The organism is Pseudomonas sp. HS-18 (assembly GCF_020401845.1).
Lineage (GTDB): Bacteria > Pseudomonadota > Gammaproteobacteria > Pseudomonadales > Pseudomonadaceae > Pseudomonas > Pseudomonas nitroreducens.
Map to the genome: position 1 here is coordinate 5,687,023 of NZ_CP084413.1, position 22,744 is coordinate 5,709,766.

The 22,744-nt window shown below is 65.2% G+C and carries 25 protein-coding genes; 17 read left to right on the forward strand and 8 right to left on the reverse strand.

From position 1 onward, the window contains the following. Positions 1 to 147: 147 nt before the first annotated feature. Together LDJ84_RS26540 and LDJ84_RS26545 are read left to right on the forward strand one after the other, a co-directional pair. Positions 148 to 753 (forward strand): biliverdin-producing heme oxygenase, encoded by a 606-nt coding sequence (locus tag LDJ84_RS26540; RefSeq protein ID WP_038803382.1) that lies wholly within the window; start codon positions 148 to 150, stop codon positions 751 to 753. After that, on the forward strand, positions 750 to 2,915 hold the full coding sequence (locus LDJ84_RS26545; protein WP_065085542.1) for a GAF domain-containing protein: 2,166 nt from the start codon (positions 750 to 752) through the stop codon (positions 2,913 to 2,915). The genes LDJ84_RS26540 and LDJ84_RS26545 overlap by 4 nt, the downstream gene beginning before the upstream one ends. Positions 2,916 to 2,984: 69 nt before the next feature. On the opposite strand, the gene LDJ84_RS26550 is transcribed toward LDJ84_RS26545, so the two are convergent. Continuing rightward, entirely contained in the window at positions 2,985 to 3,251 is a 267-nt protein-coding gene (locus LDJ84_RS26550) for a DksA/TraR family C4-type zinc finger protein (RefSeq protein ID WP_024766349.1), read from the reverse strand. 175 nt (positions 3,252 to 3,426) lie between these two features. On the opposite strand from LDJ84_RS26550, the gene LDJ84_RS26555 reads away from it, so the two are divergent. Further along, a complete protein-coding gene (locus LDJ84_RS26555) occupies positions 3,427 to 4,071 on the forward strand; it encodes a hypothetical protein (protein WP_024766348.1) in 645 nt (214 codons plus the stop codon). 20 nt (positions 4,072 to 4,091) lie between these two features. Here the strand turns inward: LDJ84_RS26555 and LDJ84_RS26560 are convergent, their stop codons facing one another. Further along, a complete protein-coding gene (locus tag LDJ84_RS26560; RefSeq protein WP_037011984.1) occupies positions 4,092 to 4,955 on the reverse strand; it encodes an isocitrate lyase/PEP mutase family protein in 864 nt (287 codons plus the stop codon). Between the two features lie 209 nt (positions 4,956 to 5,164). Between LDJ84_RS26560 and LDJ84_RS26565 the strand changes: the two genes are divergently transcribed. From LDJ84_RS26565 to LDJ84_RS26580, 4 genes are all read left to right on the forward strand, one after another. Then, positions 5,165 to 6,430: an Hsp70 family protein gene (locus LDJ84_RS26565; protein ID WP_024766347.1), complete on the forward strand. Its 1,266-nt coding sequence runs from the start codon at positions 5,165 to 5,167 to the stop codon at positions 6,428 to 6,430. 72 nt (positions 6,431 to 6,502) lie between these two features. Then, on the forward strand, positions 6,503 to 6,721 hold the full coding sequence (locus LDJ84_RS26570; RefSeq protein WP_024766346.1) for a hypothetical protein: 219 nt from the start codon (positions 6,503 to 6,505) through the stop codon (positions 6,719 to 6,721). Positions 6,722 to 6,807: 86 nt separating this feature from the next. Further along, the gene (gene osmE / locus LDJ84_RS26575) at positions 6,808 to 7,152 is read left to right on the forward strand and encodes an osmotically-inducible lipoprotein OsmE (RefSeq protein WP_017518219.1); all 345 of its coding nucleotides are present in this window, start codon (positions 6,808 to 6,810) and stop codon (positions 7,150 to 7,152) included. A 141-nt stretch (positions 7,153 to 7,293) separates the two neighbouring features. Further along, complete coding sequence (locus LDJ84_RS26580; RefSeq protein ID WP_065085543.1) at positions 7,294 to 7,749, forward strand: GyrI-like domain-containing protein; 456 nt, start codon at positions 7,294 to 7,296, stop codon at positions 7,747 to 7,749. 116 nt (positions 7,750 to 7,865) lie between these two features. Here the strand turns inward: LDJ84_RS26580 and LDJ84_RS26585 are convergent, their stop codons facing one another. Continuing rightward, positions 7,866 to 9,950 (reverse strand): AsmA family protein, encoded by a 2,085-nt coding sequence (locus LDJ84_RS26585; protein WP_065085544.1) that lies wholly within the window; start codon positions 9,948 to 9,950, stop codon positions 7,866 to 7,868. A gap of 283 nt (positions 9,951 to 10,233) precedes the next feature. Here LDJ84_RS26585 and LDJ84_RS26590 point away from each other — a divergent pair, with 283 nt between their 5' ends. From LDJ84_RS26590 to LDJ84_RS26600, 3 genes are all read left to right on the forward strand, one after another. Then, the gene (locus tag LDJ84_RS26590; RefSeq protein ID WP_024766344.1) at positions 10,234 to 10,767 is read left to right on the forward strand and encodes a ferritin-like domain-containing protein; all 534 of its coding nucleotides are present in this window, start codon (positions 10,234 to 10,236) and stop codon (positions 10,765 to 10,767) included. A 329-nt stretch (positions 10,768 to 11,096) separates the two neighbouring features. Next, complete coding sequence (locus tag LDJ84_RS26595) at positions 11,097 to 11,864, forward strand: hypothetical protein (RefSeq protein WP_169887134.1); 768 nt, start codon at positions 11,097 to 11,099, stop codon at positions 11,862 to 11,864. Between the two features lie 330 nt (positions 11,865 to 12,194). Further along, entirely contained in the window at positions 12,195 to 12,626 is a 432-nt protein-coding gene (locus LDJ84_RS26600; RefSeq protein ID WP_038803353.1) for a hypothetical protein, read from the forward strand. An 82-nt stretch (positions 12,627 to 12,708) separates the two neighbouring features. On the opposite strand, the gene LDJ84_RS26605 is transcribed toward LDJ84_RS26600, so the two are convergent. Then, positions 12,709 to 14,019 carry an MFS transporter gene (locus LDJ84_RS26605; RefSeq protein ID WP_024765978.1) on the reverse strand — a complete coding sequence of 437 codons (1,311 nt, stop codon included), beginning with the start codon at positions 14,017 to 14,019 and terminating at the stop codon, positions 12,709 to 12,711. A 269-nt stretch (positions 14,020 to 14,288) separates the two neighbouring features. On the opposite strand from LDJ84_RS26605, the gene LDJ84_RS31000 reads away from it, so the two are divergent. Continuing rightward, positions 14,289 to 14,450 (forward strand): hypothetical protein, encoded by a 162-nt coding sequence (locus LDJ84_RS31000; RefSeq protein ID WP_413247471.1) that lies wholly within the window; start codon positions 14,289 to 14,291, stop codon positions 14,448 to 14,450. Positions 14,451 to 14,562: 112 nt separating this feature from the next. Next, a complete protein-coding gene (locus LDJ84_RS26610; protein WP_024765979.1) occupies positions 14,563 to 14,778 on the forward strand; it encodes a hypothetical protein in 216 nt (71 codons plus the stop codon). 6 nt (positions 14,779 to 14,784) lie between these two features. On the opposite strand, the gene LDJ84_RS26615 is transcribed toward LDJ84_RS26610, so the two are convergent. Then, positions 14,785 to 15,861 carry a fatty acid desaturase family protein gene (locus tag LDJ84_RS26615; protein WP_065085545.1) on the reverse strand — a complete coding sequence of 359 codons (1,077 nt, stop codon included), beginning with the start codon at positions 15,859 to 15,861 and terminating at the stop codon, positions 14,785 to 14,787. A 20-nt stretch (positions 15,862 to 15,881) separates the two neighbouring features. Next, on the reverse strand, positions 15,882 to 16,982 hold the full coding sequence (locus LDJ84_RS26620) for a ferredoxin reductase (protein ID WP_024765981.1): 1,101 nt from the start codon (positions 16,980 to 16,982) through the stop codon (positions 15,882 to 15,884). A gap of 149 nt (positions 16,983 to 17,131) precedes the next feature. Between LDJ84_RS26620 and LDJ84_RS26625 the strand changes: the two genes are divergently transcribed. From LDJ84_RS26625 to LDJ84_RS26645, 5 genes are all read left to right on the forward strand, one after another. Continuing rightward, positions 17,132 to 17,767, forward strand: coding sequence for a TetR family transcriptional regulator (locus LDJ84_RS26625; protein ID WP_024765982.1), 636 nt, complete (start codon positions 17,132 to 17,134; stop codon positions 17,765 to 17,767). Between the two features lie 205 nt (positions 17,768 to 17,972). After that, positions 17,973 to 18,473, forward strand: coding sequence for an urease accessory protein UreE (ureE, locus tag LDJ84_RS26630; protein WP_065085546.1), 501 nt, complete (start codon positions 17,973 to 17,975; stop codon positions 18,471 to 18,473). Further along, complete coding sequence (locus tag LDJ84_RS26635) at positions 18,470 to 19,138, forward strand: urease accessory protein UreF (protein ID WP_037012002.1); 669 nt, start codon at positions 18,470 to 18,472, stop codon at positions 19,136 to 19,138. The genes ureE and LDJ84_RS26635 overlap by 4 nt, the downstream gene beginning before the upstream one ends. Positions 19,139 to 19,148: 10 nt before the next feature. Beyond that, positions 19,149 to 19,763, forward strand: coding sequence for an urease accessory protein UreG (ureG, locus tag LDJ84_RS26640; RefSeq protein ID WP_037012004.1), 615 nt, complete (start codon positions 19,149 to 19,151; stop codon positions 19,761 to 19,763). 26 nt (positions 19,764 to 19,789) lie between these two features. After that, on the forward strand, positions 19,790 to 20,362 hold the full coding sequence (locus tag LDJ84_RS26645; protein WP_065085547.1) for a HupE/UreJ family protein: 573 nt from the start codon (positions 19,790 to 19,792) through the stop codon (positions 20,360 to 20,362). Between the two features lie 150 nt (positions 20,363 to 20,512). On the opposite strand, the gene LDJ84_RS26650 is transcribed toward LDJ84_RS26645, so the two are convergent. Both LDJ84_RS26650 and LDJ84_RS26655 read right to left on the reverse strand, forming a co-directional pair. Next, positions 20,513 to 21,277 (reverse strand): SDR family oxidoreductase, encoded by a 765-nt coding sequence (locus LDJ84_RS26650; RefSeq protein WP_169887133.1) that lies wholly within the window; start codon positions 21,275 to 21,277, stop codon positions 20,513 to 20,515. A 515-nt stretch (positions 21,278 to 21,792) separates the two neighbouring features. Further along, the gene (locus LDJ84_RS26655) at positions 21,793 to 22,716 is read right to left on the reverse strand and encodes an ornithine cyclodeaminase family protein (RefSeq protein WP_065085549.1); all 924 of its coding nucleotides are present in this window, start codon (positions 22,714 to 22,716) and stop codon (positions 21,793 to 21,795) included. Between the last annotated feature and the right edge of the window lie 28 nt (positions 22,717 to 22,744).

The following is a 22,744-nucleotide window of genomic DNA, read 5'->3' on the forward strand; positions in this document are numbered from 1 at the left end:
ACGAGAGTGTGGCGGCCTTTTTTTTGCACTTCGCCTCCTCCTGGAAACACCTGACATTTCGATCAGCTTTCATCCGTCGGCCCTGTCGTACAGCTGGGCTGCTATGCTCTGCTGCTCGAAGAATCAGGTGGACCAGCGATGACGGCGATGACTCCGCAGACAAACGACCGCACGGGTATTTCGCCCGCTCTGGCCGCGTTGCGCGCAGCCACCCATGCCCTGCATGCCGACCTCGACAGTCGCTCGCCGCTGACTGCCGCGCTGACCCGCGCCGACTACCTCGATCATGCCGCCCGCGTTCTCGGCTGGATGCGCCCGCTGGAGCAGGCACTCTGGCCGCTCTGGCCGGACGCCGACGATGCAGCCCTGCGCCGGGGCAAGAGCCGGTGGCTGGAAGACGACCTGCGGGCCGGCGCCCACGCCGAAGAGCCCATGGCCGACTGCCCCTGGGTACCCAAGCCGAGCTGCCTGGCCGAAGCCTTCGGCATCGCCTATGTCGCCGAAGGCGCGACCCTTGGCGGACGCGTACTCTACAAGCGCCTCAAGACCTCCCTCGATCCCCTGCCGCTGCGCTGGCTGCAAGGCTACGGCGAGCACACGGGCGAGCGCTGGGGCAGCTTCCAGCGCCTGCTGGCCGAACACGTCAGCACCGCCGAAGACATCGCCCTTGCGCAACAGGCGGCCGTACAGGCCTTCACGTCGTTCCGCGACTGGGTGATCGACGCCACACCCGACCGGGCGGGCCAGGCATGAGCGATCAGCCCGTCACCCTCGCCAACTGCGAGGACGAACCCATCCATGTGCCCGGCGCGATCCAGCCCCACGGTGCGCTGATCGCACTCGACGAGCAGGGTCGAGTACTCGGCTTCAGCGACAACCTCGGCACCCTGCTGGGCATCGCCCCGCCGCTGGGCGAACCGCTGGCGGAAGCCTGCGTCGGGCCCGGCGTGCTGGCGATGCTCGCGGACGGGCTGGCCGAGCAGGGCCCCTGGGTCAACAGCGTGGAGGCACGGATCAACCGGCGCTGCTTCGACGTGATCGGCCACAGCCATGACGGCGTGCGCTACCTGGAGTTCGAACGGCGCGCTGCCGGGACCGCCTCCTTCACCACCTTCGCCCTCAACGCCCAGCGCCTGGTCAGCCAGCTGCAGCTACGCAATGACGTCGAGAGCCTGCTGATCAGCGTCACCGAGGAAGTGCGGCGGATGACCGGCTACGACCGCGTCATGGCCTACCGCTTCAACGAAGACGAGTCCGGCGAGGTGGTCGCCGAATCCCGTCGCGAAGACCTGGAAAGCTATCTCGGCCAGCGCTACCCGGCATCGGACATCCCCGCCCAGGCGCGCCGCCTGTACCTGCAGAATCCGGTGCGGCTGATCGGCGATGCCGCCTACCAGCCGGTGGCCGTGCACCCCACGCTGAACCCCGGCAGCGGCAAGCCGTTCGACCTGAGTTTCAGCACCCTGCGCAGCGTCTCGCCGATCCACTGCGAGTACTTGGCGAACATGGGCGTGCGCGCCTCGATGAGCATTTCCATCGTAGTCGGCGGGCGCCTGTGGGGGCTGTTCTCCTGCCACCACATGAGCCCGAAGGTGGTGCCCTACCCGATCCGCATGTCCTTCCAGGTGTTCTCCCAGGTCTGCAGCGCCATGGTCGAGCGCCTGGAACAGAGCCGCACCAGCGAACTCCTGCGCCAGGCTTCCGAGCGCCAGCAGGCACTGCTGCGCCGCACCCGCGACTCCGACGACCTGCTCAGCGCCCTGGCCCGCCCCGATGCCAACGTCGCCGACCTGCTGCCCTGCGATGGCGCGGTGGTGATGCTCGGCGGGCGCGCCAGCAGCATCGGCGGCGACTTCGAGGACCTGGCCGTTTCCATCGTCGCCCAGCTGCAACAGAACGACGAGCTGGACCTGTTCCACAGCGACCGCCGCCTGGATCTGCCCGAGGGCCTGCATGACCCGCGCTACTGCGGCGTCATGGCGATTCGTTTCCATCGCCAGGAGTCGGGCTGGATCGTCTGGCTGCGCCTGGAGCAGGTGCACCGCATCCGCTGGGGTGGCAAGCCGGAGAAGATCGTCAAGACCGGCCCCTCCGGCGCGCGCCTGACCCCGCGTGGCTCGTTCGAGGCCTGGGAAGAAGTGGTGCGTGGGCGCTCGATGCCCTGGACCGGTATCGATCTGAGCGTCGCCGACAAGCTGCGCACCGAACTGGTGGAGCTGTGCCTGAACCGCGCCGGGGAGATCGACCGCATGCGCCAGCGCCTGATCGCCGTGCTCGGCCACGACCTGCGCAACCCGCTGCAATCCATCTCCATGGCGGCCGCGATGCTTTCCTCCAGCGACGTGCGCAATGCCGAGCTGCGCCAGCACATCACCTACTCCAGCAGCCGCATGGAACGCCTGATCAGCCAGATTCTCGAGATGAGCCGTCTGCAAAGCGGCGCGGGAATGACGGTGAAGCCGGTAGCCGCCGAGCTCTCGCGGCTGGTACGCGATATCGTCCAGGAAACCGACGTGGCCTATCCGGGCCTGTCCATCGAGACCGCCATCGAGGAAGACGTGCAGGCGCAGGTCGACCCGGACCGTTATCTGCAGGTGGTGGCCAACCTGTTGAGCAATGCCCGCCACCACGGCCGCCCCGGCCGCCCGGTGCTGGTGGAGCTGCGCCGCCAGGGCGAGCTGGCGCGGCTGAGTATCCTCAACGAGGCCGAGGCACTGGACGAGGCGCGTCTGGGCAACCTCTTCGAGCCGTTCAAGCAGGATGCCGGCGGTCGTGGCCGCAACAAGAGCGGGCTGGGCATCGGCCTGTACATTTCCCAGGCCATCGTCAACGCCCATGGCGGCCGCATCGAAGTGGAACAGGCCGACGGCATCATCAGCTTCAGCGTACTGGTGCCGCTCATGCCAACCCCTTGATACCGGAATGCTCGCTCCTACAATGCAGAACGGCGCCTCGGGGCGCCGCTCTCATTGGAGGAAAAAGCCTCAGCGCAGCTGGCTGTCCTTGCTGCCGCGACGGTTGTAGCCGCTGTGGGCGGACTGCTCCTTGTCATGCGCGGCCTGGCAGCTGACGCACAGCCGCACGCCGGGAATGGCCTTGCGCCGCGCCTCGGGAATCAGCGCATCGCACTCCTCGCAATGGGTCAGGCTCTCGCCCTTGGGCAACTGGCTGCGCGCCCGTGCAATGGCATCCTCGATGGTGCTGTCGATCTGCTCCTGAACCGCTCCGTCGTTTGCCCAGCCGCTGGCCATGGCGACCTCCCGTGGAATCTTCGCTGTACTGAAGATATGCAGGGCACTGCAAGGGATTGCAAGGGTGATGGCGCAGGAAGCGACGAGCGCGTCGCCGGGAATCCAGATACGTCTGATGTTCCGCACGGGCAAGCCTGCCGAGAATCGGCAGATCTCTGTCTGCCGGAACCCCGCCATGCGCTACGCCTCCGCCTTACTCGCCAGCCTTCTTCTCGCCGGCCTTCTGCCGCGCGCCGCCAATGCCGACGCCGTCGATGCCAGCCTGCGCGATATGGAACGCTACCTGCTGCTGTACAGCGCGACCGGCGACGAACGTTTCCTGACGCGCCTGGAGAGCCTGGGCCCAAGCTTCGAGCAACAACTGTCGCAGCAGAAGAATGCCGCCAACCTGCAGGACCTCTGGCAACTCTATCGACAGACGCTGGAAAAGGTGCGTGCGGCTTACTTGCAGAAGGACGTTGACCTGCAACAAGCATTGCTGCAGACACGGGAAGTGGCCGGGCTGTTCGACACCTTCATCCTGGCGCGGGAGCCGGCACCAGACGGACTGCAAGACGAGCTGCGCGAGCTGGCGCTGCTGGAGGCGCGGCGGGCCAACGGGCGTTTGCTGGGGAAGGAAAGCGAGGGCGATGCGACACGCATCGGGGAACTGCAGGAGCTGATCGGCGAACGCCTGGCGGCACTACCCGCCGGTGCCAGCCGGGACTCCCTGCTCTCGCGCTGGAGCTACCTGCGCAAGGCGGAGAAACCCGAAGGCACTCTGCTCTATCCCTTCAACGCCCAGGTCGAATACCTGCTGGCGCATCTGCCGCGAAGTTGAGCGACGCGGGATAGGCGGTCCTACTCTTTGACTTCCATGTATTCGCGCGCCCAGATCTGGTACTCCTCGGGCAGCGTGTACTTCTTCGCCAGTTCCGAAGCGGTCAGGTCGGAGGCATGCACGCCGCGCTGCTCGCGCAGGCAGTCGTAGGTAGCCTTGATCGCGGCGAAGTAGGCGGCGTGGCCGTCGACCACGATGCGCACGCCCAGCTCGGCCAGTCGTGCATCGTCGCGCAGCTCGGGGTTGCCGTAGGACACCAGCATCAGCGGCACGGACAGGTGGCGGGAGATGGCTTCCAGGTGGTCGAAGTCGCGGATGCCGACCATGCAGATGCCGTCGGCGCCGGCGGCCTGGTAGGCCAGGGTGCGGCGGATCACATCGTCCACTTCCAGCACCTCGGCGTTGGTGCGGGCGATGATCGCCATTTCCGAATCGATGCGCGCTTCCAGCGCGGCGCGGATCTTGCCGACGCCTTCCTCGACCGGGATCAGGTCGGTGGACTTGCGGCCGAATTGCGCCGGCAGCAGCGTATCCTCGATGGTCAGCGCGGCCACGCCGGCGCGCTCCAGCTCGACGATGGTGCGCATGGTGTTCAGCGCGTTGCCGTAGCCGTGGTCGGCGTCGGCGATCACCGGCAGACGGGCGACGCGACCGATGCGGGTGGCCTGCTCGGTGAATTCGCTAAGGGTGATCAGCGCGAAGTCAGGCGCAGCCAGAACTTGTAGTGAAGCTACAGAACCGCCCAGGATGCCCACCTCGAACCCCAGATCCGCGGCGATGCGCGCCGACATGGGATCGAACACCGATGCGGTGTGATAGCAGGCTGAAGAACTCAGTAAGGCGCGGAAATCCTTGCGCAATTCGTGGAAGGAGGCTCTGTGCATGGTGGGATCCAACTGCTTGTACGGGGTGGGAGAACGGAAATCAGATAGTCGAAAACTCTTGTAGGAAAACTACAGGAATACAATGTAGCAAAACTACAAGCTACTCCCCAAGCCCTCTTTGCCACCATAGCCTTCCGACGGATACCCTGGTTTTCCCTCCGCGCTCGCGTACACTGCGCGGCCGTTTTTTCTCCGGACACTCGCGCACCATGTTCCCGACTACTGCGGCCCGCGCCCTGGGCATCGACTTCGGCACCTCCAACTCCACCGTCGGCTGGTGGCGCCCGGACACCGAACCGCTGATCGCCCTGGAAGACGACAAGATCACCCTGCCCTCGGTGATCTTCTTCAACGTCGAGGAACGCCGCCCGGTGTACGGCCGCCTGGCCCTGCACGAATACCTGGAAGGCTACGAAGGCCGCCTGATGCGCTCGCTGAAAAGCCTGCTGGGTTCCTCACTGCTGAAAAGCGAGACCACCGTGCTGGGCAGCGCCATGCCGTTCAAGGACCTGCTGGGGCTGTTCATCGGCGAGCTGAAGAAGCGCGCCGAAGCGGTTGCCGGGCGCGAGTTCGAGTCCGTCGTGCTGGGCCGTCCGGTGTTCTTCGTCGACGACGATCCCAAGGCTGACCAGGAAGCCCAGGACACCCTGGTCGCCGTGGCGCAGAAGCTCGGCTTCAAGGACGTCTCCTTCCAGTACGAACCTCTCGCCGCGGCCTTCGACTACGAGCGCAGCATCGAGCGCGAGGAGCTGGTGCTGATCGTCGATATCGGCGGCGGTACCTCGGACTTCTCGCTGGTGCGCCTGTCGCCCGAGCGTCGCGAAGTGGCCGACCGCCAGAGCGACATCCTCGCCACCGGCGGTGTGCATATCGGCGGTACCGATTTCGACAAGCAACTGAGCATCCAGGGCGTGATGCCGCTGTTCGGCTACGGCAGCAGGATGAAGAGCGACGCCTTCATGCCGACCAGCTACCACCTCAACCTGGCTACCTGGCACACCATCAACGCGGTATACGCGCAGAAGTCCCAGCTGGCGCTGCAGAACATGCGCTACGACATCGTCGACGCCACCGGCATCGACCGCCTGTTCAAGCTGATCGAGCAGCGCGCCGGCCACTGGCTGGCGATGCAGGTGGAAACCAGCAAGATCGAGCTGTCCGACACCGAGCGCCGCGACATCGACCTGATGCGTATCGAGCCGGGGCTGGTCGCCGAGCTGAGCCGCGAACTGTTCGAAGGCGCCATCGCCCCGCTGCTGGAGCGCGTGCGCGGTAGCATCACCAACCTGCTCAATTCGGCCGACGTGGACCCGGCGCGCGTGGACACGGTGTTCTTCACCGGCGGTTCCTCCGGCGTACCGGCGTTGCGCCAGAGCGTGGCGGCCATGCTGCCCAACGCCCGGCACGTCGACGGCGACCGCTTCGGCGGGATCGGCAACGGCCTGGCCATCGAAGCGATGAAGCGCTACGGCTGAGCGGTCGCGCACTGACGCCGGGACCGCCATGCGCTAGTGTGGCGGTCATTCCTCCCCGCGCCGGAGCCCGCCATGCGCCTCTTCCACCTGAGCAGCCTCCTGATGCTTTGCGCCGCCCTTTCGGCCTGCGGCCTCGGCGAAACCGCCGCGACCACGGCCACCACCGCCAAGCTGCAAGCCCAGCAGGCGCAACAGGCCCAGCAGCAGATCGAGCAGCTCAAACAGCAGATCGACGCCGCCAACGTACAGAACCAGCAGCGCCTGGACGAAGCCCTGAAGGAAGCCGAATAAAAGCCTGCCCTGCAGATTTCTTGAACGCCCGATCCTGGCCTAGGCTCCAAGTTGAGCGAGTGAATTGCTCAACCAAGGAGAACACCATGTACAAGCGATCACTGCTGGCGCTGTTGGTACTGGCTTCGGTGGCGGGCTGCGCTTCCACCAAGGTGCAGAACCCGGTCAACTACATCACCTTCCGCGACCAGCCGCTGGTGCGCAACGTCGAGAAGGGAATGAGCCAGGAAGAAGTCCTGAAGATCGGCGGCACACCGTCGTCGACGCAGAAACGCCTAATGAAACCGGGCAGCTGCAACAGCTACATCCTCAGCAAGGACGGGCAGCAACAGCCCTTCTACGTGAGCTTCGACGGCAGTGGCCGAGTCGATGGATCGGGCTTCATGACCTGCTCCGAGCTCGACCGACACGAGCGCGACGCCCAGCCGTGATGCCCGCCCGGGCGTGACGACAAGCCCCCGCCGGCCGGCGGGGGCTTTTTCGTTCGGCACATCGCCACAGTCCTGCAGGCGGGGATATTCCCGCCACGCGGTGGCCGTCTATCATCCCAGCAGCCACCTGAGGAGCCGACCATGAAATACCGCATCATCGAACTGCCCGCCTTCGACGTGGTGGGCATGGATTACCGTGGCAGCGCGCCGGGCGACAGCATTGGCCAGCTGTGGCAGCGCTTCCTGCCACGCGAAAAGGAGGTCAGCGCCAGCGCGCAGGACACAGCCGCCTATGGCGTCTGCAGCCAGCTGCCGGGCGGCGAATTCCACTACATCGCCGGGCTGCCGGTGGAGCCCGGCGCGAACGTGCCCGCGGGCATGACCCGCTACGGGGTTCCCGCGCAGAAGTACGCGGTGTTCACCCACATCGGCCCGGTCACCGCCATCGCCGACAGCTTCCAGGCTATCTATTCCAGCCTGCTGGCCCGCCACGGCCTGGAGCCGAAGAAGGGCGTGGACCTGGAGCGCTACACCGAGCGCTTCCTGGGGCCGGAAGATCCGGCTTCGGAAACCGACCTGTACGTGCCGATTTATTAGAGAACACCGACCCGGCCTTTCGTAGGAGCGAGCCTGCTCGCGAACACCCCCGCTGCGAGGCGGTTCGCGAACAAGGACTAGGCGTCCCCCTCGCTCCTACAGGTTCATCCCGCCTTTTATTTGCGCGTGGTCGGCGCTTTCGGCGGCTGCTTCATCTGCTGCAGCAGCGCCGCGCACTGGTTGTCGTCCTGCTTGCTCGGGGCGATCAGCGCCAGCAGCGCTGCCGCCGGGGCCACCGCCACGCCGAGAGCGACCATCCCTGCGCCACGCGCCGCCAGCGGCAGCACATGCACGCCAGCTTTCGGATTCTTGAAGGTACCCTGCACATAGAGCGGCGAACGCAGGGAGAAAATGCGCACACCCTTGCTCTGCGGCGTGATGTCCAGGTCGAGCTGCTCGGTGGCGAAGTTGGCCGTGCCATCCACCGTGATGATGGCGTTCTCGGTATCGAAGGCGAACACCCGCGGCTTGGCCAGGCCATTGGCAATACCCACGTCGGCGGCGGCGCAATTGATCTTCACCTCGTCATCGCCGAACAGTTTGTTCACCACGTAGTTGCCCACGTTGAGCCCGGCGATCTCCATCAGGCTGCGGCTGATGCGGCCATCATTGATCAGCAGCTTCATCTCGCCATTGGCGCCGGCCAGGATGGTCGCCACCGAATTGCCGGTGCCGGCAATGGTCGCGTCGCCGTTGAGCTCGCCGAAGCTCGACTGCATCGGCGCGAAGCTGGGGAACAACTCCTTGAGCTTGAAGCTGCGCGCCTGCAACTGGACCTTGCTCTGCAGCGGCGTCTTGCCGCCGTCCAGGCGGATGTGCGAATCCAGCGTGCCGCCGGCCACGCCGAAGCGCAGCGGTTCCAGGCTCAGCAGGCCATCGTTGAGCACCAGGTGGGTATAGAGGTCGCTGATCGGCAGCTTGTCGCCGTGCACGATGCGCTTGCCGGTGAACTCCACGTCGGCGTCCATGGCGCGCCAGCGGTCGGTGCGGAACTCTTCCACCGGCAGCACTTTGTCCGCCGGCTGGCGGGTGCTCTGGCCACGCGCCTGCTTTTCCTGATTGGAGTCTGCACCGATCAGCGGGCCGAGGTCGGCCATGCGCAACTGGTCCGAGCGCAACTTGCCGGACAGTTTGGGCCGCGGCTGGCGATTGACGAACACGAGGTCGCCATGCAGGTCGCTGTCGCCAACCTTGCCGTTGAAGTTCTCGTAGTGGAACTGCGCGCCGCCCGAGTCGTGCAGCTCGGCCTTGAGGCGGCCGTCGGTCTCGTAGGCCGGCGTATCGGGCAGGGTCACGCCGGTGAGCGGGAAAAGGTTGGCCATGCTGGTGCCGGCCAGTTGCAGGCGCAAATCCAGCGCGCCAAGGTTCAGCGGATCGGTCAGGGTGCCGACGATGCTCGCGCGGGTGCTCCCGGCGGATACGTCGGCCTGCACCGGGAACGGCTTGGCCGCATTCTGCAACGCCAGCACGCCACCGACCTTGCCCGCGCCCGCGAGCGGCAGGCCCTTGTACTGGCCCTTGAGCTTCCAGCCGAACACGTAGTCCTGGGTGGCCGCCTTGTCGCCACCGGCCAGCGCCTTGCCCGCCAACTGGCCGAAGGGCACCGGCTTGCCGAGCGGATCCACCAGCAGCTCGAGGCGAGTCTTCAGGCTCTGGTCATCGAGGGTGACGCTGCCCTTGTCGAAGCCGATCTCGCCGATGTCCAGCTTCCAGGAGGATTGCTCGGGGATGGCGTTGGGGTCTTCTTCCTTCTTCGGCAGCTCGAAGGTCCAGGTGGCGCGGCCGTCGGCCAGGCGCAGCAGGTCGGCGCTGGGGCGGGTGAGGACGATCTGCGGGATGCGCACCGTCTGCCACAACAGCGGCAGCGGGGCGAGGCGGAACTCGACTTTTTCGAGGCTCGCGAAGTTCGGCGCGCGCGTCTTGCCCGCCGCCCAGTCCGGATTGCCCAGGGTAATGTCCTGCGCGCTGAAGTGCGGCCACGGCACGTAGGCGCGCCAGCCGCCCTCCGCAGGTTCCGTGCGCCAGAACACCTGCAGGTCGCCATTGATGGCGAAGGGGCGCCCCAGCTCGGCCGAGACCTTCTCGTTGATGGTCGGCTTCACCCGGTTCCAGTCGAAGGTGGCGATGAACACCACCAGCGCGGCTATCACCGCGATGAAACCGGTGAAGCTCCAGAGGCAGATTCGTTTCCCGCGCGTCATACCTGAACTCCCTGCTGGCCGCGTCGGTGGAAGCAGCGACGTCCCCACGCCGCTGCCGGTAATCATCGGCCGCCTGAGCATGCCGGGCCGGCATTCTCCCTTGGCCTGTTCACTTGGACCAGCATAGCGGTGCGTTGTATCCACCGATTTGCACGCAGAAAGTCCGATGCAGACGCCATGGCGAGAAAACTTAAACTTTCGCCGCCTCCGGCGACTCACACCCTTGTGACCCGATTTGAGCCGTGCGCCACCGCAGCGCCGGTTTGCCACAAGGAGATGACTGATGAACCAGGCACAACTGACCGACGTCCAGACCCTGCGCCAGCGGGCGCGCCAGAACATCGAGGACGGCGCGGTGACCGAGGGCTACCATGCCGATCGCAAGACCGTGCTGCGTCTGCTCAACGAGTCGCTGGCCACCGAGCTGGTCTGCTACCTGCGCTACAAACGCCACTACTTCATGGCCACGGGCCTGAAGGCGAGCGTCGCCGCGGCGGAATTCCTCGAGCATGCCACCCAGGAACTGCAACATGCCGACCTGCTGGCAGAGCGCATCATGCAACTGGGCGGCGAACCGGACTTCAACCCGGCCGGCCTGACCGAGCGCTCCCACGCCGAGTATGTGGCCGGCAAGAATCTGCGCGAGATGATCACCGAAAACCTGGTCGCCGAGCGCATCGCCGTCGACAGCTACCGCGAGATCGTGGTCTACCTGGGCGATGACGACCCGACCACGCGCCGCCTGTTCGAGGAGATCCTCGCCCAGGAAGAAGAACACGCCGACGACATGGCGGACCTGCTCCAGGACCTGAAATAACCCCCACCGCTGTCATCGATACCCGGCTCCGGCCGGGCATCGTGGGCGCGCCCGTCCCGCTGAGCGTAAAGCCCCGTTCCAGAGCCTTGCCCACAGATTTCGCCCTCAATATATCGATTAATCAGATACTAACAATCCCACCAATACCGCCAATCGAAGGCATTGATAGAAGTCAATTTTCAAAATCAACTCTATGATTTTAAACAATTTATCCAACAATCATCGGCATCGATAGCGACTATCTTCCAGCATCGTTTTCCAATCGATAATCCAGAACAGATACTGAGTCCGTGTCCAACGAACTCCCCCACTCTTTCTGGAGCCGCATCATGAAACGCACCCTCGTACTTGGCTTTGCCCTCTCCGTATTTGCTGCCAATGCCGCTTTCGCCGGCTCCCAGCAGGAATCCCCGGTCATCAACGCCAGCCAGACTCAGGTTCTGGTCCAGGACGGCGCAGAGCGCACCCTGGATCAACAACAGAAACAACTCGATGCCGCCAAGGCCCGTATCGCCGAAAACGGCTCCAGCCAGTCGGTCGATCGCCTGATCCAGAAAATGAACGTCGCCGAGAACGGCTCCAGCCAGACCGTCGACCGCTTGCACAAGCAACTGGGTGTCGCTGAAAACGGTTCGAGCAAAACCATCGACCGTCTGCACAGCGAGATGAGCGTTGCCGAAAACGGTTCGAGCCAGTCGGTTGACCGCCTGCACCAGCAAATGAACGTCGCCGAGAACGGCTCCAGCCAGACCGTCGATCGCCTGCACAAGCAACTGGGCGTCGCTGAAAACGGTTCGAGCAAAACCATCGACCGTCTGCACAGCGAGATGAGCGTTGCAGAAAACGGTTCGAGCCAGTCGGTTGACCGCCTGCACCAGCAGATGAACGTCGCCGAGAACGGCTCCAGCCAGACTGTCGACCGCCTGCACAAGCAACTGGGCGTCGCTGAAAACGGTTCGAGCAAAACCATCGAGCGTCTGCACAGCGAAATGAACGTGGCCGAGAACGGCTCCGAGCACACCGTCGACCAGTTGCACAGCAACATGGTTGCCGAGTCGGGTGGCGACACCGTCTTCAACGCCCATCTGAAGGCATAAGTCTCCAGGCAGTACACCGCAAGGTGAGAGAAAAGCCCGGCCCCGCCGGGCTTTCTTATCGCCCCAGAGCCGCAACGGCACGCCATCGATACCAGGCCACCCGCGATTTGTAACGGCGTCTTGCCTGAAACCTCCTTTGAAACGCCTTAAGACACCGCCCTAGAGCGGTTTTCGTCGTTCCATCATTGGCGGCGATAGTTGAAATTAGCCGGCTAAATAATCGACATCACTGATGCTCTGTATCACCCAGCATCGTTTTTAAATCGATTTATCCGAAGGGAAAATAACCCCGTAGCCAAAACAAACCGCCCCCTTTCGGAGCCACCCAACATGAAAACCAAGATCGCCCTCAGCCTTGCACTCACCTCCCTGATGACCGCCAGCGCCGTCTTCGCCGCCCCGGCCATCCTCAACAATGGCCCGCGCAGCACGCACCAACTCCAGCAGCAGAGCGCCCAGCCCCGCGTTGCGGATAATGGCTCCGAACGCACCATCGACCGCCTGCACAAGCAGATGGACGATGCCCGCGTTGCCGACAACGGCTCTGAACGCACCATCGACCGTCTGCACAAGCAAATGGACGATGCCCGCGTCGCCGACAACGGTTCCGAACGCACCATCGACCGCCTGCACAAGCAAATGGAAGACGTCCGCGTTGCCGAGAACGGCTCCGAGCACACCATCGACAAGCTGCACAACAACATGGTCGCCGAGTCCGGTGGTGACACCGTGTTCGATGCCCACCTGAAGCGTGTTTCCTGATCGGCGCGAAATACGCCGAACAGGCGAAAGAAAAGCCCGGCATCTGCCGGGCTTTCTCATTTCTGCGGTTTGTCTAGCGCGGTCAACTCTTGTTCTCGGCGCCATCCGGCTCGCCATCGGAGCGGCCGATGCTGGCCGGTGCCTCCACCACCAACTCCTCCGGCACTTCCTCAACGCGCGGGTCCAGCGCTGCAGCCATCGGGCTGACGGTGTCGGGCATGGCCACGTGATGCAATGGCGCCTCATCGACACGGTGCACACCGGTGACGCGCTTGGGCTGCACCCAGAAGATCAGGATCAGCGCATAGGCCGACACCAGCATGTAGAACATGCCCGGGCCGAAGTGGCGCATCATCGCGCCGGCGAACAGCGGGCCGATACAGGCGCCGACGCCGTAGGTGGTCAGCAGCATGGCCGAGAGTGCCACCCGGCGAGACTGTTCGACATGGTCGTTGCCCAATGCCACCGCCAGCGGATAGAGGGTGAACAGCAACATGCCAGTGACGAAACCATTGGCCAGCAGCAGCGCGTAGGGTAGTTCGATCAGGCCCCACATCGGCACCGCCGCCAGGCACAGCAGCAAGGCATTGGCGCGGATCAGCCAGCTGCGGTTGACCCTATCGGACAACCAGCCCAGCGGCCACTGCGCACAGAAGCCGGCGACGATGCACATGCCGACGAAGAGGCTCGCCTGCGAGGTGTCCAGACCGTTGCGCGCCGCATACACCGGCGCCAGGCCGTAGAAGGCGCCGACCATCAGGCCGGCGACGAAGATGGTGCCCAGCGATTGCGGCACGCGCTTCCAGAAGAAACCGATCTCCAGCGGCGCCGCCACCAGCTTGGCCGGGTGGACGCGGCGGGTCAGCGCCAGCGGGATCAGGCAGGAGGAGAAGCAGATGGCGACCAGCAGCAGCGGCTTGTAATCCAGCGCCGGGCTCAGCGCCAGCAGGCCCTGGCCGACCACCAGGCCAGCGTCCACCGCCACCATGTAGCCGGCGAACACCTTGCCGCGCTGATGTCCTTCAGCCTGCTCGTTGAGCCAGCTCTCGATCACCATGTACTGGTTCATCATCACGGCGCCCATCACGAAGCGCAGCACGATCCACACCTCCAGCTGCGAGACCAGCGCGTGGATCAGCACGATCACCGTCGCCATGCCCGCGCAGGCCACGTAGGAACGGATGTGACCGAAGCCTGCGATCAGCTTGTGGCCGAACTTGCCGCCGCAGACCAGGCCGAAATAGTAGGCCGCCATCAGGCCGCCGACCCACAGGTCGCTGACACCCTCCTGGGTCAGGCGCAGGCCCATATAGGTGGTGAACAGGCCGGAGCCGGCGAGCATCAGCAGCGTGGCTGTGTAGAGCGCGGGAAAGGTGACGAGCGGGCTGAACATGGCGAGTCCGGCAGGCAAATGGGATGAAAGAGTGCGGCGACGAAAAAACCGTCCCGATATCGGACAGTGCTGGCGCGACAAAGATCACAGGTTTTACGAAGCCGCGCATTATGGTGCTGCAACACCCCGCCGGCTATCAGACCTCGTGCCTTCAGTTGCATGAAACCATACCGTCGCAGGATCGATCCTAAGCAGCATGTACCTGGAGAGTCGCCACGCTGCTCCGGGATCTCAAGTATTTCCTGCTCTAATGCCCCGCCATCCTGCTGATATGGCTCTTCGCCTTCGGCCTCACCCGCGGCGTTGTCTACCGCCTGCACACACGCTTATCCGACTTGCCGCTGGAGGACTTGGGTGCCATTCATTACGGCGGGGGATCGGCCGCCTGCTGTTCAACCTGGTGCCCCTGCCGGCGCTGTGCAGCTTTCTGAATCGATGCGCCACCGCTGCGACATCATGACCGCCGATCAGAAAGCAACTTGTTGAAATTTATTGGAAATAATCAGGTCGTAGGGTGCGTGCAGTTTTCAGGAGAACACCAACGTGAACCACGCAACCCGCAGCCTGCGAAAGACCCTCGACGCCGTCGCCAGCAACAACGAGGCCACGGCCCTGGAGGTCATGCGGGCGGTCGAACAGGTCCAGGACGACCTGCTCCGGCAGAGACTGCTCAAGGCCATCCACCATCTCAATCAGGACGCCGCCGAGTTGCGCGCCCTGCGTGAAGAAGTCGCCTCGCCGCATTCCCGCCGCGCCTGACCCGGATCAGGCGCGGGCCGGAACGGTGGGTCGACGATGGACCCAGATGCGCTTGAGCACCGTGGCGAACTGCGCCGACAAGCGGCCGCTGTTGTAGGTCTGGCCGTAGCGCGCAGCGATCTCTCGAACCTCCCGCGATAGTGCCGCATAACGCCGCGCGGGCAGGTCCGGATAGAGGTGGTGCTCGATCTGGTGGCTGAGGTTGCCAGTCATGATGTGGAAGATCGGCCCGCCTTCCAGGTTGCTCGACCCGCGCAGCTGGCGCAGATACCAGTGGCCGCGCGTCTCGTCCTGCAGTACCTCGGGCGGGAACACCGCGGCCTTCTCGGTGAAGTGGCCGCAGAAGATCACCGTGAAGGTCCACAGGTTGCGCATCAGGTTGGCGATGACGTTGCCCAGCAGCACAGCGCCGAAGGCGCCGGTGATCAGGCCGAGCAGCGGGAACACGATGTAGTCCTTGACCCACTGGCGCCCGACCTTGGCGTTGAACTGGCGCAGCAGCGGGCGCAGTTCTTCCTTGCTCATCCGCCCCTTCACGTACTTGTCCAGGCGCAGGTGCTGAACCGCCACGGCGTACTGGAACAGCAGCGCCTGGAGCGTCACCCACAGCGGCTGCCAGCGGTAGAACGGCTTCCACTTCTGCTCCGGGAACAGCCGCACCACGCCGTAGCCCACGTCGTCATCCATGCCCAGCACGTTGGTGTAGGTGTGGTGCACATGGTTGTGCGTGTGCCGCCAGAAGTCCGAAGGACCGACGATGTCCCACTCGTAGCGCTGCCCGGAAAGCTCCGGGTCGTTCATCCAGTCGTACTGGCCATGCATGACGTTATGGCCCAGCTCCATGTTCTCCAGGATCTTGCCCATCCCGAGCAGCAAAGTGCCCAGCAGCCAGGTCGGCGGGAACCAGCCGGCCATCAGCAGCGCGCGGCCGCTCCAGCAGCAGAAGCGCACCGCCGCGCGAATGCGGCGGATGTAGCGGGCGTCTTTTGCCCCCAGGTCGTGCAGGGTGCGCTGGCGCAGGGCGTCCAGTTCGGCACCGAAGGCCGCCAGCTCGGCGGCGGTCAGATCGCGGTCTTCACGCATGGCGATGGCTTCCGGAATATTCAGAGATCGACAGTCAGGTCGCCCTGGGGCGCGCTGACACAGATGCGGATGGGCTGACCCGGTTCGCTGAACAGCTCGCCGCTACGCAGATCGCGCACGCAGCCGCTGACCAGGGTGCAGGTGCAACTCGTGCAAACGCCCTGGCGGCAACCGTGTACCGGGCGCAGACCGTTGGCTTCGGCCTGTTCCAGCAGGCTGCGGCGGCTGTCACCCGCCACCTCCAGCGCGCTACGGGCAAAGCGCAGGCTCACGGACTGCGCCGGCGCGCGCTCATCCCAGCTCGGCGGGCTGAAGCTTTCCACCTGCAGGCTGCGGCTGCTGGCACCTAACGCCAGGCGCACGCTCTCGACGAAACCACCGGGGCCGCAGGCCAGCACGTGGCGCCCGTCCAGGCCGCAGACGTGCTCCGGCTGAAAGCGCCCGGACAATTCGCCTGCCAGCGCCGTATCGCCGCTCAGCGACCAGCGCAACTCCAGGTTCGGATACTGCCGCGCCAAGGCGTCCAGGCCAGCCACGAAGGCTTTCTGCCCGCGCTCGCGGACGTAATGCAGCAGCGTCACCGGCCCGTTGTAGCCGCGCGCCAAGGCCTCGCGCAGCAAACCGAGCAGCGGCGTCAGCCCGCTCCCGGCAGCCAGCAGCAGCACGCCCTGGTCATCGAGCGGCCAGCTCAGGTCGCCGTCCGGTTGGCCCAGCTCCAGCACATCGCCCACGCACAGCTGCTGCACCAGCAGGGAAGACACCCGCCCGCCCGGCTGCCGCTTCACGGCAATCTCCAGGCAGCCGTCATCGGCGATGCGCGTCAGGCTATAGCTGCGGCTGTGGCGCACGCCGTCGTGCTCGACGAACAACTGCAGGTGCTGCCCGGGGCGCGCACCGCGCCAATGGGCGTTGGGGCGCAGGCGCAGCTCCAGCATGTCATCCGCCACCCATTGCCGCGCCTCGACCCGTGCATACACGCGTTGCAATGACCAGCCGCGATTGAGCACCCGCAGCCACGCATCGACATCCGCCTCGCGCAGCCACTGGTTGCGCACCAGCGAACACAGCGGAGCAAGCAGCGGCTGGATCAGGCTCAGAGTGGAAAAGGGCAGCAGCGACATTGGGCGTGACCGAACAGTAAACAGGTGTTCACTTAAAATCTCATGGGTAGGAGTTTTCAGTCAACACCTGTTCACTATTGCCATCAGGAACTTCCCAAACGCCGAGCGGCTTTTGCTAGAGTGCCTGCGCCTTTGTCATGGATCGCCGTATGTCCACTCCCCGCGCCGAACAGAAACAACAGACCCGCCTGGCCCTGATGGATGCCGCGCGGAGCCTGATGGACAGCGGCCGCGGCTTCGGCACCCTGAGCCTGCGCGAAGTGGCGAAGACGGCGGGCATCGTCCCGGCGGGCTTCTACCGGCACTTCACCGACATGGACCAACTCGGCCTTGCGCTGGTGGCGGACGTCGACGAAACCTTCCGCGAAACCCTGCGCGTGGTGCGCCGCAACGAGTTCGAGCTGGGCGGCGTGATCGAGGCATCGGTGCGCATCTTCCTCGATGCCGTCACCGCCAACCGCACCCAGTTCCTCTTCCTCGCCCGCGAGCAGTACGGCGGCTCGCACCCGATCCGCCAGGCCGTCGGTGCCCTGCGCCAGCGCATCACCGACGACCTGGCCGCTGACCTGGCGCTACTCAACAAGCTGCCGCACCTGGGCGGCCAGGACATCGACGTGATCGCCGATCTGGTCGTCAAGACGGTGTTCGCCACCCTGCCCGAACTGATCGACCCGCCGGCGGAGAGCCTGCCGACGCACCTCTCGCCCCAGGCGAAGATCACCCAGCAGTTGCGCTTCATCATGATCGGCGCCAAGCACTGGACCGGGATCGGTTCACGGCCCTAACGAAAATCCTGTAGGCGCCCCCTCGCTCCTACAAAGAGCCCACTGCCCCGACATGGTGCGCACCGTTTTCGTGCGCACCATCCTTGACCACGCGCACCATTCCTGATCGCTCGGACAACCCCGCCAGGCCGCGCCAGCACTGACCGCCGCCTGCACTGGCAAGCCCCTTGCTGTAGCACTGCCATTGCTACTGCCGGACACTGCCATGCTGGTCATCCACCAACGAATCGAACCCCGCGAACACTGGGACGCCGAACTGCGCCTGAATTACGAGGCGCGCAGCAAAAGCCGCCTGCGCTGCTTCAGCGCCGGGGGTGAAGACGTCGGGCTGTTCCTCGAACGCGGCCAGTCGCCGCTGGCCGATGGCGAATTCCTGCTGGCCAACGACGGACGCGTGGTGCGCGTCTGCGCCGCGCCGGAGAAGCTGCTCCACGTCACCTGCGCCAACGCCCGCGAGCTGAACCGCGCGGCTTATCACCTGGGCAATCGCCACGTTGCCCTGCAGGTCGGTGAAGGTTGGCTACGCCTGCTCGACGACTACGTACTCAAGGCCATGCTCGACCAGCTCGGCGCCACGGTGGAGGCCATCGAAGCGCCCTTCCAGCCGGAACACGGTGCCTACGGCGGCGGGCATCATCATTCGCATCAGGGCGAAGAAGAATTCAACTACGCGCCGAAGCTGCATCAATTCGGAGTGCGCCGGTGACCCCCCTCTGGGCACTGCTGCGCCTGGCCAGCCCGCAGTTGCCCATCGGTGGCTACAGCTACTCGCAAGGGCTGGAAAGCGCCATCGACCAGGGCCAGGTCAAGGATGCCGACAGCGCACGCACCTGGCTGACCGATCAACTGCACCTGAACCTCGCGCGCTTCGAAGGCCCGCTGCTGGCCGAGCTGCTGCGTGCCGCCCAAGCCGGTGATTGGGACGCCCTGCGCGACGCCGCAGAGCGCCACCGCGCCAGCCGCGAAACGCGCGAGCTGGGTCTGGAGAACCGGCAGATGGGCTTCTCCCTCGGCCAGTTGCTCGAAGCCCTGCCCGAGCTGGACGCGCCCGCTCGCCAGTGCCTCGCCGAGCAGGCCGCTCCCTCCTTCGCCGCCGCCTGGGCGCTGGCCGCCCGCGCCTGGGAACTTTCCCCGGAACAGGCCCTCGGCGCCTGGCTGTGGAGCTGGCTGGAGAACCAACTGGCGGTACTGATGAAAACCCTGCCGCTGGGCCAATTGGCCGCGCAGAAGCTCACGTCGCAATTGCTACCCGAGCTCGACGTCGCCTGCCAGGCCGCGCTGGAAAACGATCCCCATGGCGGCGCGCCCTTCGGTCTCGCGCTGGCCTGCATGACTCACGAAACCCAATACAGCCGTCTGTTCCGCTCCTAGGAGAACTGCCATGAACTCTCAACCTCTTCGCGTCGGCATCGGCGGCCCGGTGGGCTCCGGCAAGACCGCCCTGACCCTGGCGCTGTGCCGCGCCTTGCGCCAGCGCTACAACATCGCCGTGGTCACCAATGACATCTACACCCAGGAAGACGCGCAGTTCCTGGTACGCAACGAGGCGCTGGAGCCGGAGCGGATCATCGGCGTGGAAACCGGCGGCTGCCCCCACACGGCAATCCGCGAGGATGCCTCGATCAACCTGGAGGCGGTGGACCAGCTCAACCGCCGCTTCCCCGGCCTCGACCTGATCCTGGTGGAGTCCGGCGGCGACAACCTCTCGGCTACCTTCAGCCCTGAGCTGTCGGACCTGACCCTTTACGTGATCGACGTCTCCGCCGGCGACAAGATCCCGCGCAAGGGCGGACCGGGCATCTGCAAGTCCGACCTGCTGGTGATCAACAAGATCGACCTCGCCCCGCTGGTGGGCGCCTCGCTGGAAGTGATGGACCAGGACGCCTCGCGCATGCGCGGCGACAAGCCCTTCGTCTTCAGCAACCAGAAGACCGGCCAGGGCCTGGCCGAGATCATCACCTTCATCGAGCGCCAGGGACTGCTGACTGCAGCCTGAACAGCCCCACAGACCAAGGAATGACCATGACCCTGCGTAAAGCCCTCTACAGCCTGGCGCTGTTCCTCACCCCGGCAGTGGCCTTCGCTCATCCGGGCCACGGCGACCACGGCCTGATCGCCGGCATCGCCCACCCCATCACCGGCCTCGACCACCTGCTGGCGATGCTCGCCGTCGGCCTCTGGGCCGCCCAGCAACAGGGCGCCGCACGCCTGGCGCTGCCCTGCACCTTCGTCGGCACCATGCTGATCGGCGGGCTGCTGGGCTTCGAGGGGCTGGAGATTCCGTTCATGGAGACCGGCATCTCCGCTTCGGTATTGGCGCTGGGCCTGTGCGTGGCGCTGGCGGTGCGTCCGCCGCTGGCGGTGGCGATGGGCGTCACTGCGCTGTTCGCTCTCGCCCACGGCGTGGCACACGGGCTGGAACTGCCGGACCTGAGCAGTCCGTGGCTGTACGCCGCCGGTTTCGTTGCCGCAACGGCTGCGCTGCATGGGGCGGGTTACGGTCTGGTTCGCGTGTTGCCTCAGGCGGCGGCGCCGCTGGTGCGCTTCGCCGGGCTGGCTTCGGCGGCTGCAGGTGCCTGGTTGCTCGCAGGCTGACGCCTTATCTGTAGGATCAACAGCACCTCACCCCAGCCCTCTCCCGGAGGGAGAGGGACGGTCTGGAGCAGATCGAAACCACGCCATCAGCCGGGACGAACGGCCCCCCTCTGGGGGAGGGCTGGGGTGAGGGTACCCCCCGCACAAAAATCACCCCTTGCGATGCACCGAGAAGCCCGCCCAGGCCTGGCTCACCGGCATGATTTCCAGGGTGTTGATGTTGATGTGCGGCGGCTGGTTCAGGATCCAGTGGATGGTCTCGGCGATGTCTGCGGACTGGATCGGCTCGGCGCCGGCGTAGGTCTTGTCGTACTTCGCCTGATCACCGCCGAAGCGCACCAGGGAGAACTCGCTCTCGCACATGCCCGGCTCGAGGTTGGTGACACGCACGCCGGTGCCCTGCAGGTCGCAACGCAGGTTCAGCGAGAACTGCTCGACGAAGGCTTTGGTCGCGCCATACACGTGGCCGCCCGGATAGGGCCAGTGACCAGCAACCGAGCCCAGATTGAGGATGCTCGCGCCCGGACCATGGGCGATCAGACGCGGCAGCAGCAGGCGGGTGGCGTACATCAGGCCCTTGATGTTGGTGTCGACCATGGTGTCCCAGTCGTCCAGCTCGCACTCCTGCGCCGGGTCGGCCCCCAGGGCGAGGCCGGCGTTGTTGATCAGGCCACGCAGCTTGGCGAACCTCTCCGGCAGGCAGTCCACCGCTGCGGTCATGGCCGCGCGATCACGCACGTCGAGCACCAGCGGCAGCACCTCGGTCTCGGCGGAAAGCTCCTGGGCCAGCGCATTGAGGCGCTCCTCGCGGCGACCGGTGATCACCAGCGACCAGCCGTCACGGGCGAAACGCCGGGCACAGGCTTCGCCGAAGCCGGAGGTGGCGCCGGTAATGAACAGAGTGGGAGTGGTCATCACAGATATCCTCTTGCAGGGCACTGCCGTCGCCGATGCATGCCGGGGAGTCGTGCGGTGCGCGTTCTTGTCGGTCGGCCGAGCATAACAGCCCGAACTCGCCGCGTTGCGTTACAGCGGTGCTGGATAAAACCCGAACAGCCGCGTGAAAGGCCCATGGCTGTGGGCCTGCCGAGAGTTGCGCCCATCTTGTCCACAGGCTGCTCCACGGTTTCTGTGGGCAAGCGGAAGAGCGCATTCCCCCTGGACGATTTTCAAGCGCTTCAGCACAGGCCGCGTCGCCTCTGCGCTGGAGCCGTTCTTCCCAAGGTTATCCACAAGTCTTTCAACGGCTGACGGGGACAACTATCGGAACTGCGGAACTTTTCCACGAAGTGGTAACTGTCCATCCATACAGGGGTTGCAGGGCAATCGAACAGAAAACGAGCGGTACTGCCGGCGCCCGTTGTCACGCGGGCTCGCAAGGTTCTCCCAGATGTTATCCACAGCGCCGCCCACAGAATTTCGGGACAACTTCACTGCAGGAGCAGGCGCGCCGCGATCAGATCTTCCAGTGCATAACCCACGGACTTGAACAGGGTGATCTCGCTATCGTCCTTGCGCGCGCCGCGACCGTTCAGGAGGTCGGCCAACTGACAGTCGATAGCGCGCTCGTCGATCACGCCTTCGCCCAGGGGAATCAGCAGATCGCCCGCCTCTGCCAGTGAACCTTCGCGGGTGTCGACGACGATGCGCGCACGGCGCACGGCTTCGCTGTCGGTCTCGCGCATGGACGGCAGGAAGGCTCCGACCAGATCGAGGTGGCAACCCGAGCGCAGCCAGGCGCCGTGGACGATGGGCTCGCGGGAAGTGGTGACGCAACTGATGCAGTCCGCCGCTGCCACGCCACCGCGCAGATCGGCACTGGCGTGGACGGGATAGCCTTCGTCCTGCAACTGCTTCACCAGCGCTTGCACCTTGTCTTCCTGGCGCCCCCAGAGGGCGATGTCCTCGTACTCGCGCACCGAGCAGTGGGCGCGGACCATATGCGGCGCCAGGGTGCCGCTGCCGACGATCAGCAGCCGCCGTGCGTCGCGGCGTACCAGGTAATCGGCGGCCAACGCGGAGGTGCAGGCGGTGCGCCGGGCGGTCATTTCCGAAGCTTCGAGCATCGCCAGCGGATGGCCGGTCTGTCCGTCGAACAGGCAGAACAAGGCGGCCACCGCCGGCAGGTTCTTCGCGCCGTTATCGGGGAATACGGTGACCAGCTTCACGCCGATGTCCTGCCCCGGTCGCCACACCGGCATGGTCAGCAGCGAGGCGTTGCCGGGCAGTTCATGACAGCCGCGCACCGGGGCTTCGCAGGCTCCGGCGAGGCCGATGCGCAGGGCTTCGATCAACTGGGGATAACTCAGTCGTTCGGCGACGTCGGCGTTGGTGAGGAAGCGGAGGTCTTGCATGGAAACCCCTCTTCGGGAAAGCGGTGAA

Coding starts and splice junctions, on each gene's coding strand:
- LDJ84_RS26560 (WP_037011984.1), bottom strand. CDS start 4,955: ATGCACAGAGCCTCCTTCCACGAATTGCGCAAGGATTTCCGCGCCTTA.
- LDJ84_RS26645 (WP_065085547.1), top strand. CDS start 19,790: ATGACCCTGCGTAAAGCCCTCTACAGCCTGGCGCTGTTCCTCACCCCG.
- LDJ84_RS26625 (WP_024765982.1), top strand. CDS start 17,132: ATGTCCACTCCCCGCGCCGAACAGAAACAACAGACCCGCCTGGCCCTG.
- LDJ84_RS26620 (WP_024765981.1), bottom strand. CDS start 16,982: ATGTCGCTGCTGCCCTTTTCCACTCTGAGCCTGATCCAGCCGCTGCTT.
- LDJ84_RS26650 (WP_169887133.1), bottom strand. CDS start 21,277: ATGACCACTCCCACTCTGTTCATTACCGGCGCCACCTCCGGCTTCGGC.
- osmE (WP_017518219.1), top strand. CDS start 6,808: ATGTACAAGCGATCACTGCTGGCGCTGTTGGTACTGGCTTCGGTGGCG.
- LDJ84_RS26545 (WP_065085542.1), top strand. CDS start 750: ATGAGCGATCAGCCCGTCACCCTCGCCAACTGCGAGGACGAACCCATC.
- ureG (WP_037012004.1), top strand. CDS start 19,149: ATGAACTCTCAACCTCTTCGCGTCGGCATCGGCGGCCCGGTGGGCTCC.
- LDJ84_RS26655 (WP_065085549.1), bottom strand. CDS start 22,716: ATGCAAGACCTCCGCTTCCTCACCAACGCCGACGTCGCCGAACGACTG.
- LDJ84_RS26565 (WP_024766347.1), top strand. CDS start 5,165: ATGTTCCCGACTACTGCGGCCCGCGCCCTGGGCATCGACTTCGGCACC.
- ureE (WP_065085546.1), top strand. CDS start 17,973: ATGCTGGTCATCCACCAACGAATCGAACCCCGCGAACACTGGGACGCC.
- LDJ84_RS26550 (WP_024766349.1), bottom strand. CDS start 3,251: ATGGCCAGCGGCTGGGCAAACGACGGAGCGGTTCAGGAGCAGATCGAC.
- LDJ84_RS26585 (WP_065085544.1), bottom strand. CDS start 9,950: ATGACGCGCGGGAAACGAATCTGCCTCTGGAGCTTCACCGGTTTCATC.
- LDJ84_RS26570 (WP_024766346.1), top strand. CDS start 6,503: ATGCGCCTCTTCCACCTGAGCAGCCTCCTGATGCTTTGCGCCGCCCTT.
- LDJ84_RS26540 (WP_038803382.1), top strand. CDS start 148: ATGACTCCGCAGACAAACGACCGCACGGGTATTTCGCCCGCTCTGGCC.
- LDJ84_RS26600 (WP_038803353.1), top strand. CDS start 12,195: ATGAAAACCAAGATCGCCCTCAGCCTTGCACTCACCTCCCTGATGACC.
- LDJ84_RS26580 (WP_065085543.1), top strand. CDS start 7,294: ATGAAATACCGCATCATCGAACTGCCCGCCTTCGACGTGGTGGGCATG.
- LDJ84_RS26605 (WP_024765978.1), bottom strand. CDS start 14,019: ATGTTCAGCCCGCTCGTCACCTTTCCCGCGCTCTACACAGCCACGCTG.
- LDJ84_RS26615 (WP_065085545.1), bottom strand. CDS start 15,861: ATGCGTGAAGACCGCGATCTGACCGCCGCCGAGCTGGCGGCCTTCGGT.
- LDJ84_RS26555 (WP_024766348.1), top strand. CDS start 3,427: ATGCGCTACGCCTCCGCCTTACTCGCCAGCCTTCTTCTCGCCGGCCTT.
- LDJ84_RS26595 (WP_169887134.1), top strand. CDS start 11,097: ATGAAACGCACCCTCGTACTTGGCTTTGCCCTCTCCGTATTTGCTGCC.
- LDJ84_RS26590 (WP_024766344.1), top strand. CDS start 10,234: ATGAACCAGGCACAACTGACCGACGTCCAGACCCTGCGCCAGCGGGCG.